The following is a 15,978-nucleotide window of genomic DNA, read 5'->3' as shown; positions in this document are numbered from 1 at the left end:
TCTTACCTATCTTTCCTGATAGGAGCTTCGTTCTGGTAGATATGCCCGATTTGGCCTATTATTCGGTGGAATTATCCAGTTTGGCGGGATTTCATGATCGAAGAGCAGGACACGCGGATTCTTGCGCACCTCCAGAAGGATGGCCGCGCCACCAACCAGCAGCTTGCCGACGAGGTCGGCATGTCCACCTCGGCCTGCTGGCGGCGGGTGCGCGCGCTGGAGGAAAGCCGCGTCATCCGCGGCTACGCCGCGCTGATCGATCGCGAGCGGGCGGGCTTCGCGATGTCAGCCATCCTCCACGTCTCGCTGGAGCGGCATGACGCGAAGTTCGTCGACGAGTTTGTGTCTCGCGTCACCAAGCGCCGCGAGGTGCTGGAGTGTTTTGCGACCACGGGCGATGCCGATTATCACTTGCGCGTCGTCGTGCAGGACATGGCCGCCTACAATAGGTTCTTGGACGAGTTCATGTTCCGCATCCCCGGCATCCGCTACGTCCGCAGCAACGTGGTGCTGAAGGAGATCAAGACCGGCGTGGCGCTGCCGTTTTGAAGCAATGTCGCCAGGGATCCGTGGCTCACACCGTCTCCGACCGTCGGCGCAGTTGGCGCAACGAGAGGAGATGCAACAGGATCGAGCATGGCACGACGAAGGCAGGGGTCAGCACGTTCGGAAAACGGTCCAGCGCCATGCTCGGGCCGTCCGGAATGATCAGCTGGAGCGGGCCCGGCGACATGATCATCCCCAAGGTGATCGCGACAGCCAAGTCCGCCAGGCCCAAGACGTTCCAGAAGATGCCTGCCTTCCGCCCGTCAGCTGTCCCGGTTGCCAAAGCCATGGCCGCCGGCACGGCAAGCAGGCCAGTCAGCACATCGCCGGTTCCTGCCGGTAGCGCCCACAATCCCGGCAGCAGCCCGCGCAGCCAGTAAGCCAGCCATTGGCTGCCGAAGATGCGGTAGAGTTGAAGGGCGACGAGCCAGGTCGTCGGCATTGCATCGAGTAATTGTCCGATCCGCTTCGACGACAGCAACACCGGCGCACCGACGATTACCGGCAGCAGGATCGCCGCCGGAAGCAGCGGCAAGGGCGAAGCGCCGGTGCCGAATGCGCCGTTGATGGCTGCGGTCCAGGTGACGGCTGCCCAGAGCGTGAAGGGGACCATCAGGGCCAACCAGGTTGCCCGGCGCTGTGCCGGCGCCAATTCCGTGTTTTCGAGGCAGAGCCACAAGCCGAGCGCAATGAGTCCATGGGTCATCAACCGAACGCCAAGCGCAGGAAAGCCGCTCTCCGGAAGTGCGGGTAGCGCGATGATCAACCAGGTCCACAGCAGGGCGAACGGCACGGTCCAGGTCAGGCTGAGCCAGAGGGGACGCTGGGCAGTCATGGTGGCGGAAACAGCATCGGTGCTCATGTGCTCACTCCATTTGGAACGCCGTGGTTGCGGGCGTGTGCAAGGGCAGCATCGCGGCCGGCACCCGACCGATCGCGATCCTGTCCGAGGTCACGGACTTTTTTCTCTGTTCCGGCCCTGAGCAGAATCATGAAGGCAAGGGCGTGGCCGACGAGCAGCAGTGGTACGTAAAGTGTGGGGATATAAATGCCGGCGCCGAACAGGCCGGGATCCGGGATCTTTGTCGCGCCCATGTAGTACGCGTTCAGGAGGTCAAGCGTCCCCCAGACGTTGAAGATCCAGACCACCGGGATGGCGATCGACCATCGCCACGAGAGAGCCGCCATCGACAGAAGCGCGAGGACAGCAGCGATAAGATCACCCCATCCCACCTCGGCGGCAAAGCGCGAACTCAACTCCGCAGAGACGAACCCGGTCACCATGAAGTTCATTCCCAAGAACCTGAACGCATGGAAAGCTGCGATGAGTCTCAGGGCGTCATAGCGCGGCATCACGCGGATCGCCGGCCAAACATAGATGGCAGCGACCACCGAGCTGGTCAGGAAAGCGCCGGCGACGCTGAGAACGAATGGAAGATTGAAGTTCGGCGGCACGTTCGGATTCCCTATGATTGACCATGCTGTCGAGCCGGGACGATGCCTATCAATCCGGCTCGACGTGGCGACGCTCAGGGTTTGGCCATGAGCAGACGGAGCGGCATGAGCGGACCGACCGCGATGTACTCGTGGTCGATGAGGTTCTGCTTCGCCAGCGGCAGGCCTTCCATGATGGCGTGCCCTTCGGCGACATCCTTGACGTTCAGCAGGAAGACGGCTCCGCGCCCATCGGACCGCGAATACCATTCGCGAACCATCCCGTTGAGATAGAGCTGGGTGGTTTGCCTGATTTCATCAGGCATCACCGCCATGACCTGTTCGCGTGTGATGCCGGGCTTGACAGTCAGAATGACCATCACGCCGGTTGTCGGTGACGTGGTTTGTGCTTGGGCAAGGGATGGCTCTGCCATGGAGGTAACACCTGTCAGTGTGAGGGTGAGCGCCAGGACGATGTTGCGGATTGCCTTCATCGGTTTCATCTCTCTGATCACGGCCATTGCCGCGATGTCGCGAATGTCAGGCGCACCCAGCGGCGCGGCGCATTTGCGATCCTGATGTAAGGCCGTCTTTGCGAGAGCGACTATTCGCGATAATATTGATAGGCCATGAAGCAGAACTTCACAGTCCGGCAAGGTGCGCTCGACGGTGTGGAGGCGTTCCTGAGCGTCGCCCACCACCGCAGTTTCCGCCGGGCGGCTGCTGAGCTCGGGGTCACGCCGTCGGCGATCAGCCAGGCGGTGCGCGCACTCGAAGCACGCGTCGGCGCCGTGCTGTTCCTGCGCACGAACTCGCAGCGTCAGTCTGACCGAGGCCGGCGAACGGTTCTTTGCGCGCGCAAGGCCTGCCTTCGAGGAGCTCGTCGCGGCAAGCGGGGCCGCGCGCGACCTCGGACAGCGACCGGCCGGGCTCTTGCGTCTCACGGTGCCGCGCTCGGTCGTGCCGATTCTGCTGGAGCCTCTAGTCGCCTCGTTCTGTCAGGCCTTTCCGGAGATCGAGGTGGAGCTTGCTGCAAGCGAAGAGCTGGTCGACCTCGCCGCTGGAGGTTTCGATGCCGGCATCAGGATGGGGCAGTTCATCTCCCCGGACATGGTTGCGGTCCGCCTGACGAAGCCGTTGCCTTTCCTGATCGTCGGCAGCCCGGCCTACCTCGAACGTCGCGGCCGGCCCCGGCGGCCGGACGATCTGCGCGAGCACGCATGCCTGAGATTGCGGCGATCAAACGGTGCGCTCGCACCCTGGTCGCTCAACGACGGCGGTCGTTCGATCGAGATTGCCGTTGCGGGACCCTTCATCGCCAACGACTTCCCGACGATGTTAGGTGCCGCCGTCGAAGGCGTCGGCCTTGCGCAAGTGCCAGGGCCGCTGGCGACCGACGCCGTCAGAACGGGAAAACTCGTCGCCGTGCTGGAGAAATTCGCGCCGATGACGCCGGGGGTGTTTCTCTACTATCCCAGCCATCGACAAATCATGCCGAAGCTTCGAGCCTTCATCGATCATGTGAAGGGCCGATCCAGGGCCGCGCGCTGAGCTATTGCCCCTCCCGCACGAACCTGTTCCGCAACGTGCCGATGCCGGCGATCTCGATCTCCACGACATCGCCGTGCTTGATATCCGGCGAGGCGCCGTCGGTGCCCATCCAGATCACGTCGCCGGGCCACAGCGTAAAATACTTCGTCAGCTCGACCAGGAACGGCACCACGCCGAAGATCATGTCGTTGGTATGGAAGCGATTGGTCTCCTTGGCGTTGACCCGGACGATGGTCTCCATCTTTTCGAGATCGGCCTCGGTCTCGATCCACGGTCCCATCGGCTTGAACGTGTCGGCGTTCTTCGAGCGCCACAGGCTGCGGTCCGCTTTCTGCCAGCTGCGCTCGCTGACGTCGTTGCCGATGGTGTAGCCGAACACGCAATCCATCGCGTTCGCTTCGGTGAGATGTTTCACCTTCTTGCCGATGACGACGACGAGCTCGCCCTCATAGTGGATCCTGTCCGTCGCAAAGGACGGGATCACGACCTCCTCATCGTGCGCGATCAGCGCGTTCTGCGCGCGATAGCCGATTTCGGGCCGGTCGGGCACCGCCGGTACCTCGCCGCGTTTGTCGGCGGCCTCCTTCAGGTGCTTCAGATAGTTTAGGCCGACGCAATAGAAGGTGCGCGGGATCAGTGGCAGCTCGATCTTGACCTGTGCCAGCGAATGCGTGCGCGAGGTGCGCTGCCATTCACCGAAGGGATCGCCGTCGACGGCGATCACCTGGTGACCCTCGACGAGGCCCCAGGATGTCTTGTCCGACGCGGTGAATTTCAGCCAACGCATGTCCGGTCCTCGTCATTATTCCGCGGCATCGCGGGGCCGCGTCTTCCAGGCACCTGCGGCCGGACGCTTCAGCCCGAGATTGTCCCGCAACGTCTTGCCGCGGTACTCCTTCTGAAACAGCCCGCGCCGCTGCAATTCCGGCACGATGTGTTGCACGAAGTCCGCGTAGGAGCCGGGCACGTAAGTCGCGGCGATAACAAAACCGTCGCAGCCGTGCTCGACGAACATCTCCTCCAGCTTGTCCGCGATCTCCTTGGGCCCACCTACCATTGCGTCCTGGACCTGGCCGCGGCCGGAGAAGGTGACGAAGTCACGCGCGCTCGGATTGCTCTTGCCCGAATTCTTCAGCACGCCGTCGCGAATGCCCAAGATGCCCTGCATGCTCTTCAGTTCTTCCGTCGTCAGCGGCTCGTCGAGATCCTTGGAGGCGAAGTCATAGTTGAGCGCTTCGGCCAGCAGCGACAGCGCGTCGATCTCGAGCGGCAGCTTCTTGATCAGCGCCATCTTGTCCTCAGCCTCCGCCCTGGTCGCCGCGCAGACCGGCGTCGTCAAGTTGCAGAGGAACATCTGGTCGGGATCGCGGCCAGCCTTGGCGGCTTCGTTGTGCACGGAAGCATAGCCGTCCTTGGCGGCGGCGAGGTTGCGCGCGGCGGTGAAGATCACTTCGCCCCATCGCCCCGCAAAGCGTTGGCCGCGGCCCGACGCGCCGGCCTGGATGATCACGGGATGGCCCTGGTCCGAGCGCGGCACGGTGAACGGTCCGCGTGACTTGAAGGCCGGCCCCTTGTGATCGAGCCGCTTGACCTTGGCCGGATCGGCAAAGCGGCCGCTTTGCTTGTCCATGATGAGCGCGCCGTCCTCCCAGGTGTCCCAATGGCCGAGCACGACCTCCATGAACTCGTCGGCGCGGTCGTAGCGGGAATCATGTTCGGGGTGGGAGTCGCGCCCCATATTGAGCGCCTCGCCGTCATTGAGCGAGGTGACGACGTTCCAGCCGGCACGCCCGCCGGACATCAGGTCGAGCGTTGCAAAGCGCCGGGCGACGTCGAACGGCTCGTAATAGGTGGTCGAGCAGGTTGCGCCAAGGCCGAGCTTCTCGGTGACCATGCCCATCGTGGTCAGCACGATCAGCGGGTCCATCTTCACGCAGCGGATGCCGTATTCGACGGTATGGGCGTGATCGTTACCGTAGCGGTCCGGCATCGCCAGGCGATCGTCGAAGAAGGCCATGTGGAACTTGCCGGCCTCGAGGATCTTCGCGATCTCCTGATAGTAATCCGCCGACATGGAATCGTTGCGCGAGTCCGGATGCCGCCAGGAACTCGGCAAGTTCGTGCAGTTCTGCGCCTGGAGGAAGCCGACCAGTACCATCTGCCGCGTCATGCTGCTGTTCTCCTGATGCCGTCAGGCCAGATCGAGGACGGTGTCGAGCCTGTACTCGCGCGCCAGCGCGCGCAGCTTCTCCCAAGTGGCATCCTCGATCTCGATGCCGTCGCGCAGGCGTTGCTGCTCGCGCAGGCCCTCGATCTCGCCGGGATAGAACACGCCCTTGCTGCCCTCGGACGGCGGTGTCGATTTGAGGTAGCGTGCAAACTCGGCGACTTCACGCTTGAACTCCTGCAGCGGACGGAAGGCCGCGACGTTGAACACCGCCATGAAGCATCCATCATTGTGCCGCCCGGTGGGCTCGACGCCGAAGCCGAGACCGGTGAGCAGGCCGCATAGCACCTCGACCATGGCAGCAAGTCCGCTGCCCTTGTAGCCTTCGGTGCCGCCGAGCGGCAGCAGCGCGCCGCCCTTGCGGTATTGGGTCGGATCGGTGGTATGCCGCCCCTCGGCATCGATGATCCATCCCGTTGGAATTTCTTCGCCGCGGGCGACGGCGAGCTGGACCTTGCCGGCCGCCACCGCCGAGGTCGCCATGTCCAGATAGAACGGCGCGTCGAGGTCGGACGGCACCGCGATCGAGATCGGGTTGGTGCCGAGCCGCGCTTCCTTGCCGCCGAACGGGGCGACGTGCTTCGGCGAGCGCCCGGAATCCGCGGTCGCAATCCCGATCATGCCTTCGCGCATCGCCATCAACGGATAGGCGGCAAGGCGGCCGACATGGCTTTGCCGGAACACGGTGCAGGCGGCGACGTTCGCCGTCCTTGCCTTCTCGATGGTCAGCGCCATCGCCTTTGCGTTGACGTGGAAGCCGAATCCCCAATGGCCGTCGATCACGGTCGTGGTCGGCAATTCCTGGACGATGGTCCATTTGGCGCCGGGCACGATGTGTCCGGCCTTGATGCGGTCGATATAGGTGGGAACGGCGATCACGCCGTGCGAAGTCATGGCCGGCGAGATTGGCGTTGACGCAGCCGGTGGCGACTGCGTCGGCCTCTTCCTCGGACGCTCCGGCGGCACGGAGCAGTGCGGCGCTGATGCGCGTGAGGCGATCGGCCCTGACGATCGGCATGGCGTTCCCTCGGCTTGATGCCCTTAACAGGCTGCTTGTTGGGTGCCATCGTCTCAAAGCGCCGCTGCGATATCAATCTCCCGTAAACCAATACAGGGCTGCAAATTCGTACAGAGAGCGCGTCTTTGGTCGAAGATTCATCCCGTGCGGCGGTATTTTTGACAGTTTGGCGCCAGTCGTTCGCAGCTCATTCACTTTGATCGACGGTTTGCAGCGCGCAATAACGACCACTTAGGCGATCGGCATTCATAAAGTCACCCGGGAGAAATGGGCAGAAATGCCCGGGAGCTGAGATCGTGCCGACGACACTCGCGCGCACCTTTGCGGCGTTGAGCGCCATCAACGAAGCGATCCTCTACGCGAAATCGCCGGACGAGCTGTACCAGAAGGTCTGCGACGCCGGGTTTTCGAGTGGGGACTTCTTGGCCGTCGCCGTATTCCTGGTCGGACCAGATTGCCGGCGGCTGCATTTTGCGGCCGGTTGCGGCGACGACGTTGCGCGGCTGCGCTCGATCATGATCACGACGGAAGCAGGCACGCCCGAAGGATCCGGCGTCGGTGGCGAGGCGTTTCGCGATCAGAAGCTGTGCATCAGCAACGATTATCTGAACGACCCGCGTTCGCTGGCGTGGCGCGAGGGGGCGGCCAAGGCCCATATCGGCGCGGCCGCGGCGCTGCCGCTGCTCTGCAATGGCAACAGCGTCGGCGTGCTCTACGTGACTCGCCGCGAAGCCGGCTCGCTGGACGAGCAGATGGTGTCGCTGTTCGAGCGCATGTCGGCCAATATCTCCTATGCGATCGAGAATTTCGAGCGAGAAGGAGCGCGCCGGGACAGCGAGGCGGCGATGCGGCGGCTCAATCGCATGTTTGGGGCGCTGAGCGCGACGAACGAAGCAATCCTCAAAGCCGGCACCGAATTGGATTTGTATCAGCGGGTCTGCGACGCAGCAGTGCATGGCGGCAAATCGCTGGCGACTTTCGTGTTGCTGCGCGAGGAGAACTCGCACTGGCTGACGCCGGTGGCCGCAACCGGACAAAATCTCGACCTGATCAGGCAGGCGCGCTACTCGGTCGATCCAGACAATCCTCACGGTCGGGGCATCTCCGGCCAGGTCTTCCGGACGCAGAAGGCGATGGTCGAAGACGATCTCGTCGGTCGCACCAAGGGAACGACCTGGGAGCGAGCCAACATCAATGCCGGCGCGGTCGCCTGCGTCGCCGCGCCACTGATCAAGCGCGGAACCAGCGTCGGCGTGATGTTCTTCTTCGTCAGCAAGTCCTGGGCGAAGGACGAGGGCATCGTCGCGCTGTTGCTGCGCATGACCGAGAACGTGTGCTTTGCGCTCGAGAACTTCGATCGCGACGAAGAGAAGGCGCAGATCGCGCGCGAGGAGGAACGGCTCGCGCGCATGTACGCCGCGCTGAGCGCCACCAATGAAGCGATCATCCGGGCCACATCGCGTGCCGAGCTGTTCGATCTCGTATGCGAAGCTTCGGTGCAAGGCGGCAAGTTCGGCTCGGCGACGATCGCGCTTGCCGAGCCTGCCTCCGAGCTGCTGCGGGTCGTCGCCTCTGCAGGGCCGAACTCCGATGAAGTACGCAGGCTCAAATTCGCCACGACCGACAAGGTGCCGGAGGGAAGAGGCCTGACCGGCACGTGCTTCCGCACCGGGCAGCCGTGCCTCACCAACGACCTGTTCGCCGACGAGCGCCTCAAGCCCTGGCACGACAGTGCCCGCCGCACCGGCGTCAAGTCCTCCGCTGCGCTGCCGTTGCTCAATGGCGAACGCGCGGAGGGCGTGTTTCTGTTCAATTCCCTTGAGATCGGCACGTTCACGCCGGAATTGGTCGAACTGCTGGAACGGCTCGCTCGCAATGTGTCATTTGCGATCGCAAATCTCGACCGCGCCGAGGAGAAGGCGAAGGCCGACAAGCAGCGAGACCGGCTGAGCGGCATGTTCGCGGCGTTGAGCGCCACCAACGAAGCCATCATGCGCGCCGAGACCCGCGAGGAGCTGTTCGAGGTCGCATGTCAGGCGGCCGTGCTGGGCGGTATGTTCGCATCGGCGACGATTGGAATCATCGACGAGACACGTGAGCTGGTCCGGGTCGTCGCCGTGAAGGGGCGGCTTCAGGAGCGAATGGTCGGGCGCACCTGCGCGATTTCCCAGATCATCCCGAGGGCCAGGGGATCATCGGAACCTCGCTGCGGACGTGCCGGCCCAGTGTCATCAACGACTATATGAACGACCCGCGCTCGGCACATTGGCACTCCAAGGCAGTCGAGGACGGGACCCGCGCCGCTGCCAGCTTCCCGCTTCTGCGCGCCGGCCAGGAGCCGATCGGCATTCTGCTGTTCCTTGCTCCGGAGGAGGATACATTCACGCCCGATCTGGTCGAGCTGCTGGCTCGCCTTGCCGAAAACGTCTCCTTCGCGCTCGACAACTTCGATCGCGCCGAGGAAAAGGCCCGCACCGAGGCGCAGAAAGAGCGCCTGACCCGCATGTTCGCGGCGCTGAGCGCGACCAACGAGGCGATCATGCGGGCGAAATCGCGCGCCGAATTGTTCGAGCTCGTGTGCCTCGCCGCATCGAACGGCGCCAAGTTCACCTCGACGACGATTGCGCTCGCCAGCGCCGACAGCGACCAGCTCAAGATCGTCGCCAGCGCCGGACCGTCGTCCGACACCACGCGCAATGTCCGCCTCTCGGTCGATCCCGAGCGCCCCGAAGGCCGGGGCATGGCCGGCACAGCGTTCCGAATCCGGCAGCCCTGCATCAGCAACGACTATCTCAACGACCAGCGCGTGAGCGCCTTCCACGCCATCGTTCGCGGCGACGGTGCGCGCTCGGGCGCGGCGATTCCGCTCGTCGTTCACGATCTGGCTGTTGGCGTCATGATCTACATGTCGACCGAAAAGGACACGTTCACGGCCGAGTTCGTCGAGCTATTGCAGCGCCTCGCCGACAACGTCGCCTTTGCGATGGAGAATTTCGATCGCGCCGATGAGAAGAACAAGGCGGATGAGCGGATCGAATACCTCGCCTCGCATGACAGCCTGACGGACCTGCCGAACCGCGAGACGTTCAACGGATTGCTGCGCGAGGCGATCGACGCGGCGCAGCGCCACGATCACCGTTTTGCGGTGCTGTTCATCGATCTCGACCGCTTCAAAGTCATTAACGATTCGCTGGGTCACGAGGCTGGCGACCTGCTCCTGCTCGAAGTGGCGAATCGCCTGCGCGGCGCGCTGCGGTCAAGCGACGTGGTGGCACGGCTCGGCGGCGACGAGTTCGTGGTGATCCTCGACCAGTGCGGCGAGATCGACGACGTCCAGCGCATCGCCAGCGGGCTGCTCGCCGCGCTCGCCGAGCCCACGGAGCTGGCCGGCCACGAGTGCCATACCACGGCCTCGATCGGCATCGCGATGTATCCGGCCAACGGCTCCGACGCGCAGACGCTGACCAAGAATGCCGACATGGCGATGTATCTCGCCAAGGAAGACGGCAAGAACGGCTATCGCTTCTTCTCCAAGGAAGTGAAGACGCAGTCGATCGAACGTCTGTCACTGGAGAGCGCGCTGCGCCGGGCGCTGGAGCGCGAGCAGTTTTCGCTGAACTACCAGCCCAAGGTGGATATGGAGACCGGCCAGATCACGGGCGTGGAAGCGCTGCTGCGCTGGACGCATCCCGATCTCGGCAATGTCTCGCCGGCGCAATTCATTCCGCTTGCGGAGGAGACCGGGCTGATCGTGCCGATCGGCCGCTGGGTGCTGAATGAAGCCTGCGCGCAGGCCATGGCCTGGCAGCGCCGCGGCCTGCTGCCGCTGTCGATGGCGGTCAACCTGTCGCCGCGCCAGTTCGCCGACGAGCATCTGTTGCAGGACGTCGACGAGGCGCTCGCCGCCAGCGGCATGTCGCCGGTGCTGCTCCAGTTGGAGGTCACCGAGAGCATGATGATGCGCAATGTCGGGCGCGCGCTCAAGGTGCTCGATGCCATCCAGAGCCGTGGCATTCGCCTCGCCATCGACGATTTCGGTACCGGCTATTCGTCGATGTCGCTGATGAAGCACTTCCCGATCGACACCATCAAAATCGACCGCTCCTTCGTGCGCGACCTGCCGCAGGATTCGGAAGACCAGGCGATCGCGCAGGCGATCATCAGCATGGGCAAGGCGCTCGGCATGACTGTCGTCGCCGAAGGCGTCGAGAATGCCGAGCAGGAGGCGTTCCTGCGCACCCATGGCTGCGACGAGATGCAGGGCTATCTGATCGCCAAGCCGCTGCCGCCGCGACAGATGGCCGAACTGCTGCGGCCGATGGTTCTGCCCGTGGCGCCACCGCTCCAGCCGGAGCGGGATCCGGCCGTCGAGGAGGCCGCAGCGTTACGGCTGAAACGCGCTGTCGTCTGACGGCTGCGGGTGCAGCTCGCGGACGGCGTGTTCTCCGGCCTCGGACTTGTTTGGAAACTCCTGCGGTCCAGTCAGCGACGTCTGCTCGACGAACAGGGCGAGAATGCTGCGCGCGCCCTCGGCGAAGCTCAACTCCTCGTTCAAGCCGAGCTCGGCGCACCATGCGCAACCCATCGGCTCATTGTCGTCGAGCACCGCCATCGCAGGCCCCCACCACCAGGCCGGCGCGGGGGAACGCTCGCCCTCGGGCACGACCTGCCAGCGGGCGAACTCTTCCATCACGCGCTCGAACTCCAGGCGTGCAGCCTGATGCATGCGGTCGATACTCCCTCAATCCACGCCCGATGATAGGCCGGCAGGCGGATTTGATCGTGGCCTTCGTTCGGAAAAATCAGCTCGCGCAAATGGGCCGAGCCATGCAAGCCGACATCATCGTCGGCAATGCGAAAACGTGCGGCCGTCAGCGATGCGCCAACGGCGGCAGCGAATATCCATTCTAGCCGTTTCGAGGCACGGCAGACAAGCTGCGGGTGCCGCGATTGCCTAACGCGATCTGAACGGATGCGCCTTCTGGTGCCAAGCCCAGGCGGTGCGGATGATCGTCGGCAGGTCGGAGTGATGGGGCACGAAGTTGAGCACCTTCTTCGCAGCGGAGGGATCCGCGACCAGATAGGTGGGATCGCCGGGGCGGCGCGGCTTGATGGTGTGCGGCACCTCGCGTCCGGTCTCCTGCCTGATGGCGTTGAGGATCTCGCGAACGGAGAAGCCGGAGCCGGTGCCGAGATTGAAGCTGCCGCCGGCATGCCCCTGCTCCAGAAGCTTTAGTGCCGCGACATGCGCCGCCGCGAGGTCGGTAACGTGGATGTAGTCGCGGATCGCGGTGCCGTCGGGCGTGTCGTAGTCGTCGCCGAATACGGCGAACTCGATATGGCCCTGAAGTGCCATCATCGCGCGCGGAATGAGATGGGTTTCATTGTCGCGCAGCTCGCCGATGCCGCCGGCCGGGTCGGCGCCGCTGGCGTTGAAATAGCGCAAGCAGAACGCGCCGAAGCCATAGGCCGTGCGGTAATCGGCGAGCATGCGCTCGATCATCAACTTCGAGGCGCCGTAGGGGTTGATCGGCGCGCAGGGAAAGTCTTCCGGCAGTTCCTTGGAATCGGCGTTGCCGTAGACGGCACCGGTCGAGGAGAACACGATGCGACGGCAGTTCGCGTTGCGCATGGCCTGCAACAGCGACAGCGTGCCCTGCACGTTGTTGATGTAATATTTCTGCGGGTCGGTCATGGACTCCCCGACCAGGCTCGCCGCCGCGAAATGCATCACCGCCGTAATGTTGTAATCGGCGAAGGCGCGCGCCAGCGCCGTGCCGTCGAGCAGATCGCCCGTCACCAGCGGGCCGGTAACGAAACTGCGATGACCTGTCGAGAGATTGTCATAAACGACGGGTTGATAGCCGGCGGCGGTCAGTGCGCGGCACGCATGCGAGCCAATATAGCCTGCGCCCCCGGTGACGAGGACGGTCGGTCGGTCGGTCATGTCGTCTTCTGCTCTTCTCTTAGCGGAGGGGCCGGTGGCGGCTGAAGAGAAGATAGAGCGCGCGGGGGTTGGTGGTCGAATAGCGCCAGAGCAGGCGGCGCGGCTCGAGCCAGGTGCGCCAGGCCCATTCGAGTCCGATCTTCTGCATCCATTGCGGCGCGCGGGAACGGCTGCCCGACAAAAAGTTGAACAGGCCGCCGGATGTCTTGATAACGCCAACATTGGTGAGATGCGGAGTGAATTCCTCCACGAATGCCTGCTCGTTGGGCACGCCGAGCGCGATCCACAGATAATCCGGCGCAAGTGCGTTGATTTCCTCGACCTTCGCGCGCAGTGCCTCGCCGCGCAGATAGCCGTGGCTGCGCCCGACGATCTTGAGGTTCGGATACATCTTCTGGACGTTCTCGACCGCAGCGATGTTTTCGGCTTCGCTGGCGCCGAACATGTAGAAGGTGCGGCCAACCGCTTCCGCCTTGCGCGCGACGACGTGGAACAGGTCCGTGGTCGCAACGCGCTCCGGCAGCGGAAACCAGGATTGCAGCTTCGAAGCTGCGACCAGCGGCTGGCCGTCGGCGTTGATCAGGTCGGCGGCGCGGAACAGGCGTTCGGTCTGCGGTTCCGTCGAGCAGCGCGCCAGCACCTCGCCATTGGCCGAGGTCAGGAACAGCGGACGGCCGATGCGATTATCAGGATCGGTCGCCTCGATCATGAAATCGGCGGTTTCTTCCAAGTCGATCGCGGCCATGCGAAGGCCGCCGACGGTGATCCGCGGCACCTCGGCAGTTGCCGCCCGTCCATCGAGGTTGACGCGGCGCTCAAGCATATTGTCTGCCTCGCTGGCGCGTTTGGGCTGCGGGAGTGAGCTCGTCGAGCACGACGCCAACGAGCTTGCGCTCGGCGCGGCCGAGCGCGGTCAAGATCTCTTCCAGGCTGTCGTTGATGTCGAGGCTGGTCGGCAGCACCGCCACCAGCGCGTCGGTGTCGTCCAGCAGCTTGCGGCCGCCGGCCGAGAGCGGCACCGCGGGGCCGTCGAGGATCACGAGATCATATCCGCCCGCGGCTCGCGCCTGTGCGATCGCTTTGCGAATGGCATCAGTCGCCTTGCCAACATCGCCCTCTGCGGCCGGCAGCACCGAGATGCCGTTGACCGTCTTGATCTCGCGGGCGTCCTTGCTGCCGATCGAGAGCCAGCCGAGCCGGCTCGGTTCGCTCTTGCCGCGACGGTTGAGCTTGTTCGAGAGCGAGCGTGCCTGATGATCGGCATCGATCATCAGCACGCGGGCGCCGTCGCGCGCGGCCGCCAGCGCGAAATTCAGTGCGGCCACGCTGCGACCGGTGGTCTCGCCAGTGCCGACGAGCGCGATGACAGGCATCGCCTTGCCGTCGGCCCGCCGGGCCACCGCAGCGCGCATGTCGCGCCAGGCGTTGAGCAGCGTGGTCAGGGGGAAGCCGGGACGCAGGGTCGGCCAGCCCAGCCGGGTGAGATCGACGCCGCCGCCCGTTGCGAGAATGGCGCCGAGCGTGTGAATGACGTCGGCCTCCTGGAGGCGTGCGATCAGCGGCTTTTCGATCAAGGGCTTCTCGACCATCGAAGGCTGTAACGGAGGTGCGGCAAGTTCCGGCGGAGCTTGTTCAACTTCCGGAGCTCGCGAGGCCTGCTGGGGCGGCGAAGCCTCCGAGGCCTCTGCAGCCCGCGCGCGCTGCGGGGCTCGCGTTGCATCCGGCGCAGGCGTGCGCTGTGGACGGGCAGGCGTCGGCGCTGGCGCGGTCGCACCGGCGAACAGGAGCTCGGCCGCGGCGAACCAGCTTGACGCTGCGACCGCGCCGAAGATCAGGCCGATCATGGCGAACAGGCTCATCGCCGGCGGGAACGAGCGCCGCTGCGGCACCGTCGCTTCGCCGATGACGCGGGCCGCGGACGTATTCAGGCTCTCCTGCTCCTCGGTCTCGCGCGAACGCTTGAGGAAGGATTGATAGACGTCGCGGCTGGCGTCGGCATCGCGCTCGAGCTCGCGCAGGCGGACTGCGGCCTGGCTGAGCTGGACGCTCTGCCGCTTCTGCGCTTCCAGCGCCCGGTTGAGCGAGGCTTCGAAGTCGCGGGCGCGCGTCAAATCGTTCTTGGCGGACTGGGCGAAGCGGTCGATTTCCTCGTTGATGGTGCGCTTGAGATCCTCGACCTGCTTCTCGGTCTGGCGCAGCGCCGGGTGGCGCGGGCCGAGCTCGCCGGCCTGCTCCGCATATTTCTTGCGGGCGTCCGCATATTGCGCGCGCAGGTTCGCAATCGTCGGCGATTGCAGCGCCTCGGGGATCGCGCCCGCATCCGCGGCCGTGCGCCGGCTCGCCTCGATCTGGTCGAGCCGCGCCTGCGCATCCATCGTCGCCGCGCGGGCCGCGGCCAGTCGCTGGTTGCTGGCGGAGAGCTGCTGGTCGCTGATCAGCGTGTCCTGGGTGCCAACGAAATTGTTCTGGGCCTTGTAGGTGGCAAGCGCAGTCTCCGCGTTGCGCAGCCGCTCGCGTAGCTCCTTCAACCGGCTGGAGAGATCACTGGTGGCGCGCCGAGCGGCCGAGGCCTGCGAGTTGCGGGATTCCGCGAGATAGGCATTGGTCAGCGTGTTGGCGAGCATCGCCGCTTTCGCAGGATCCGTCGACCAGACCTCGATGTCGACGATGAAGCTCTTCTCGGTCTTGCGGATCGTGATGTGCTTGTTCAGCGCGTCGAGCGCTGCGAGCTGCACTTCCTTCTTTTCCGCGGCCGAGGGCGCGCGGGGCTGAAGGCCGATCAGGCCGAGCAGCGACGACATCAGGCTCGCGCCCTCGCCGCCGCCGAATTCCGGATCCCTGTCGAGGCCGGCCTGCTCGATGACCTGAAGCAGCACGCTATTGGAGGTGATCAGGCGCGCCTGGCTCTCCACCACCATGGACATGCCGGAGACGTCCTGCGCGCGTGGCGTGAGCTCGCGATCGACGAGTTGAAGCTCGCGCGGGTCGACATAGAGCTGGGCGGTGGCGGTGTAGCGAGGCGTCAGGCTCTTGCCGATGGTGACCGCAAGCGTCGCGCCGAGCAGGGCGGCCGCGGCAATCGCGACCTTTCGCCGCCAGAGCAGATTGGCGAGCTCCAGCACGCTGAAGCCGGCCTGAGGCTTCCGTTGCGGGGCCTCCGGTCTGGCCCGATCAATCGGCTGGTTATAGTCAAGCATGATCCCCAGCTTTCATTCCAACTGCCGCGGGCTGAGGGGTTACTCTTCGCTTTACGCC

Annotated in this window: 11 protein-coding genes and 3 pseudogenes; 4 read left to right on the top strand and 10 right to left on the bottom strand. The window is 64.6% G+C overall.

The window, feature by feature from the left end; translation table 11 throughout:
- The first annotated feature begins 93 nt into the window (after nt 1-93).
- Nucleotides 94-549 carry an Lrp/AsnC family transcriptional regulator gene (locus ACSKB8_RS16530; RefSeq protein WP_091887029.1) on the top strand — a complete coding sequence of 152 codons (456 nt, stop codon included), beginning with the start codon at nt 94-96 and terminating at the stop codon, nt 547-549.
- 25 nt (nt 550-574) lie between these two features.
- Here ACSKB8_RS16530 and ACSKB8_RS16525 read toward each other — a convergent pair whose 3' ends face one another.
- From ACSKB8_RS16525 to ACSKB8_RS16515, 3 genes are all read right to left on the bottom strand, one after another.
- Nucleotides 575-1,339 carry an MFS transporter gene (locus ACSKB8_RS16525; RefSeq protein ID WP_438105248.1) on the bottom strand — a complete coding sequence of 255 codons (765 nt, stop codon included), beginning with the start codon at nt 1,337-1,339 and terminating at the stop codon, nt 575-577.
- Between the two features lie 65 nt (nt 1,340-1,404).
- Nucleotides 1,405-2,001, bottom strand: coding sequence for a hypothetical protein (locus tag ACSKB8_RS16520; protein ID WP_438105246.1), 597 nt, complete (start codon nt 1,999-2,001; stop codon nt 1,405-1,407).
- A gap of 74 nt (nt 2,002-2,075) precedes the next feature.
- Nucleotides 2,076-2,501 carry a hypothetical protein gene (locus ACSKB8_RS16515; protein WP_438105245.1) on the bottom strand — a complete coding sequence of 142 codons (426 nt, stop codon included), beginning with the start codon at nt 2,499-2,501 and terminating at the stop codon, nt 2,076-2,078.
- Between the two features lie 108 nt (nt 2,502-2,609).
- Here ACSKB8_RS16515 and ACSKB8_RS16510 point away from each other — a divergent pair.
- Nucleotides 2,610-3,531, top strand: a pseudogene (locus ACSKB8_RS16510) (LysR substrate-binding domain-containing protein).
- A 1-nt stretch (nt 3,532) separates the two neighbouring features.
- Here the strand turns inward: ACSKB8_RS16510 and ACSKB8_RS16505 are convergent.
- From ACSKB8_RS16505 to ACSKB8_RS16495, 3 genes and pseudogenes are all read right to left on the bottom strand, one after another.
- The gene (locus ACSKB8_RS16505; protein ID WP_438105244.1) at nt 3,533-4,318 is read right to left on the bottom strand and encodes a fumarylacetoacetate hydrolase family protein; all 786 of its coding nucleotides are present in this window, start codon (nt 4,316-4,318) and stop codon (nt 3,533-3,535) included.
- A 15-nt stretch (nt 4,319-4,333) separates the two neighbouring features.
- Nucleotides 4,334-5,701, bottom strand: a complete 1,368-nt coding sequence (locus tag ACSKB8_RS16500) for an LLM class flavin-dependent oxidoreductase (protein WP_438105243.1) — start codon at nt 5,699-5,701, stop codon at nt 4,334-4,336.
- Nucleotides 5,702-5,722: 21 nt separating this feature from the next.
- A pseudogene (locus ACSKB8_RS16495) lies at nt 5,723-6,776 on the bottom strand (Ldh family oxidoreductase).
- A gap of 296 nt (nt 6,777-7,072) precedes the next feature.
- On the opposite strand from ACSKB8_RS16495, the pseudogene ACSKB8_RS16490 reads away from it, so the two are divergent.
- Nucleotides 7,073-11,187: pseudogene (locus ACSKB8_RS16490) on the top strand (bifunctional diguanylate cyclase/phosphodiesterase).
- Here the strand turns inward: ACSKB8_RS16490 and ACSKB8_RS16485 are convergent.
- Entirely contained in the window at nt 11,161-11,502 is a 342-nt protein-coding gene (locus ACSKB8_RS16485; protein ID WP_438105242.1) for a hypothetical protein, read from the bottom strand. The pseudogene ACSKB8_RS16490 and the gene ACSKB8_RS16485 sit on opposite strands and share 27 nt — an antisense overlap.
- Before the next feature lie 56 nt (nt 11,503-11,558).
- Here ACSKB8_RS16485 and ACSKB8_RS16480 point away from each other — a divergent pair, with 56 nt between their 5' ends.
- Nucleotides 11,559-11,687: a hypothetical protein gene (locus tag ACSKB8_RS16480; RefSeq protein WP_438105240.1), complete on the top strand. Its 129-nt coding sequence runs from the start codon at nt 11,559-11,561 to the stop codon at nt 11,685-11,687.
- Nucleotides 11,688-11,730: 43 nt separating this feature from the next.
- Here ACSKB8_RS16480 and galE read toward each other — a convergent pair whose 3' ends face one another.
- Genes galE through ACSKB8_RS16465 form a run of 3 tightly spaced genes read right to left on the bottom strand, consistent with a single transcriptional unit; the run spans nt 11,731 to nt 15,920 of the window.
- Nucleotides 11,731-12,723: a UDP-glucose 4-epimerase GalE gene (galE, locus tag ACSKB8_RS16475; RefSeq protein WP_438105239.1), complete on the bottom strand. Its 993-nt coding sequence runs from the start codon at nt 12,721-12,723 to the stop codon at nt 11,731-11,733.
- Nucleotides 12,724-12,742: 19 nt separating this feature from the next.
- Nucleotides 12,743-13,546, bottom strand: a complete 804-nt coding sequence (locus ACSKB8_RS16470) for a WecB/TagA/CpsF family glycosyltransferase (protein ID WP_438105237.1) — start codon at nt 13,544-13,546, stop codon at nt 12,743-12,745.
- Nucleotides 13,539-15,920, bottom strand: a complete 2,382-nt coding sequence (locus tag ACSKB8_RS16465) for an exopolysaccharide transport family protein (protein ID WP_438105235.1) — start codon at nt 15,918-15,920, stop codon at nt 13,539-13,541. The genes ACSKB8_RS16470 and ACSKB8_RS16465 overlap by 8 nt, the downstream gene beginning before the upstream one ends.
- Nucleotides 15,921-15,978 lie beyond the last annotated feature (58 nt).

It is taken from the genome of Bradyrhizobium sp. BR 1432 (assembly GCF_051547705.1).
GTDB classification, from domain to species: domain Bacteria; phylum Pseudomonadota; class Alphaproteobacteria; order Rhizobiales; family Xanthobacteraceae; genus Bradyrhizobium; species Bradyrhizobium zhanjiangense.
The sequence above is the reverse complement of the archived record's forward strand: the minus strand, read 5'-3'. Positions and strand labels throughout refer to the sequence as shown.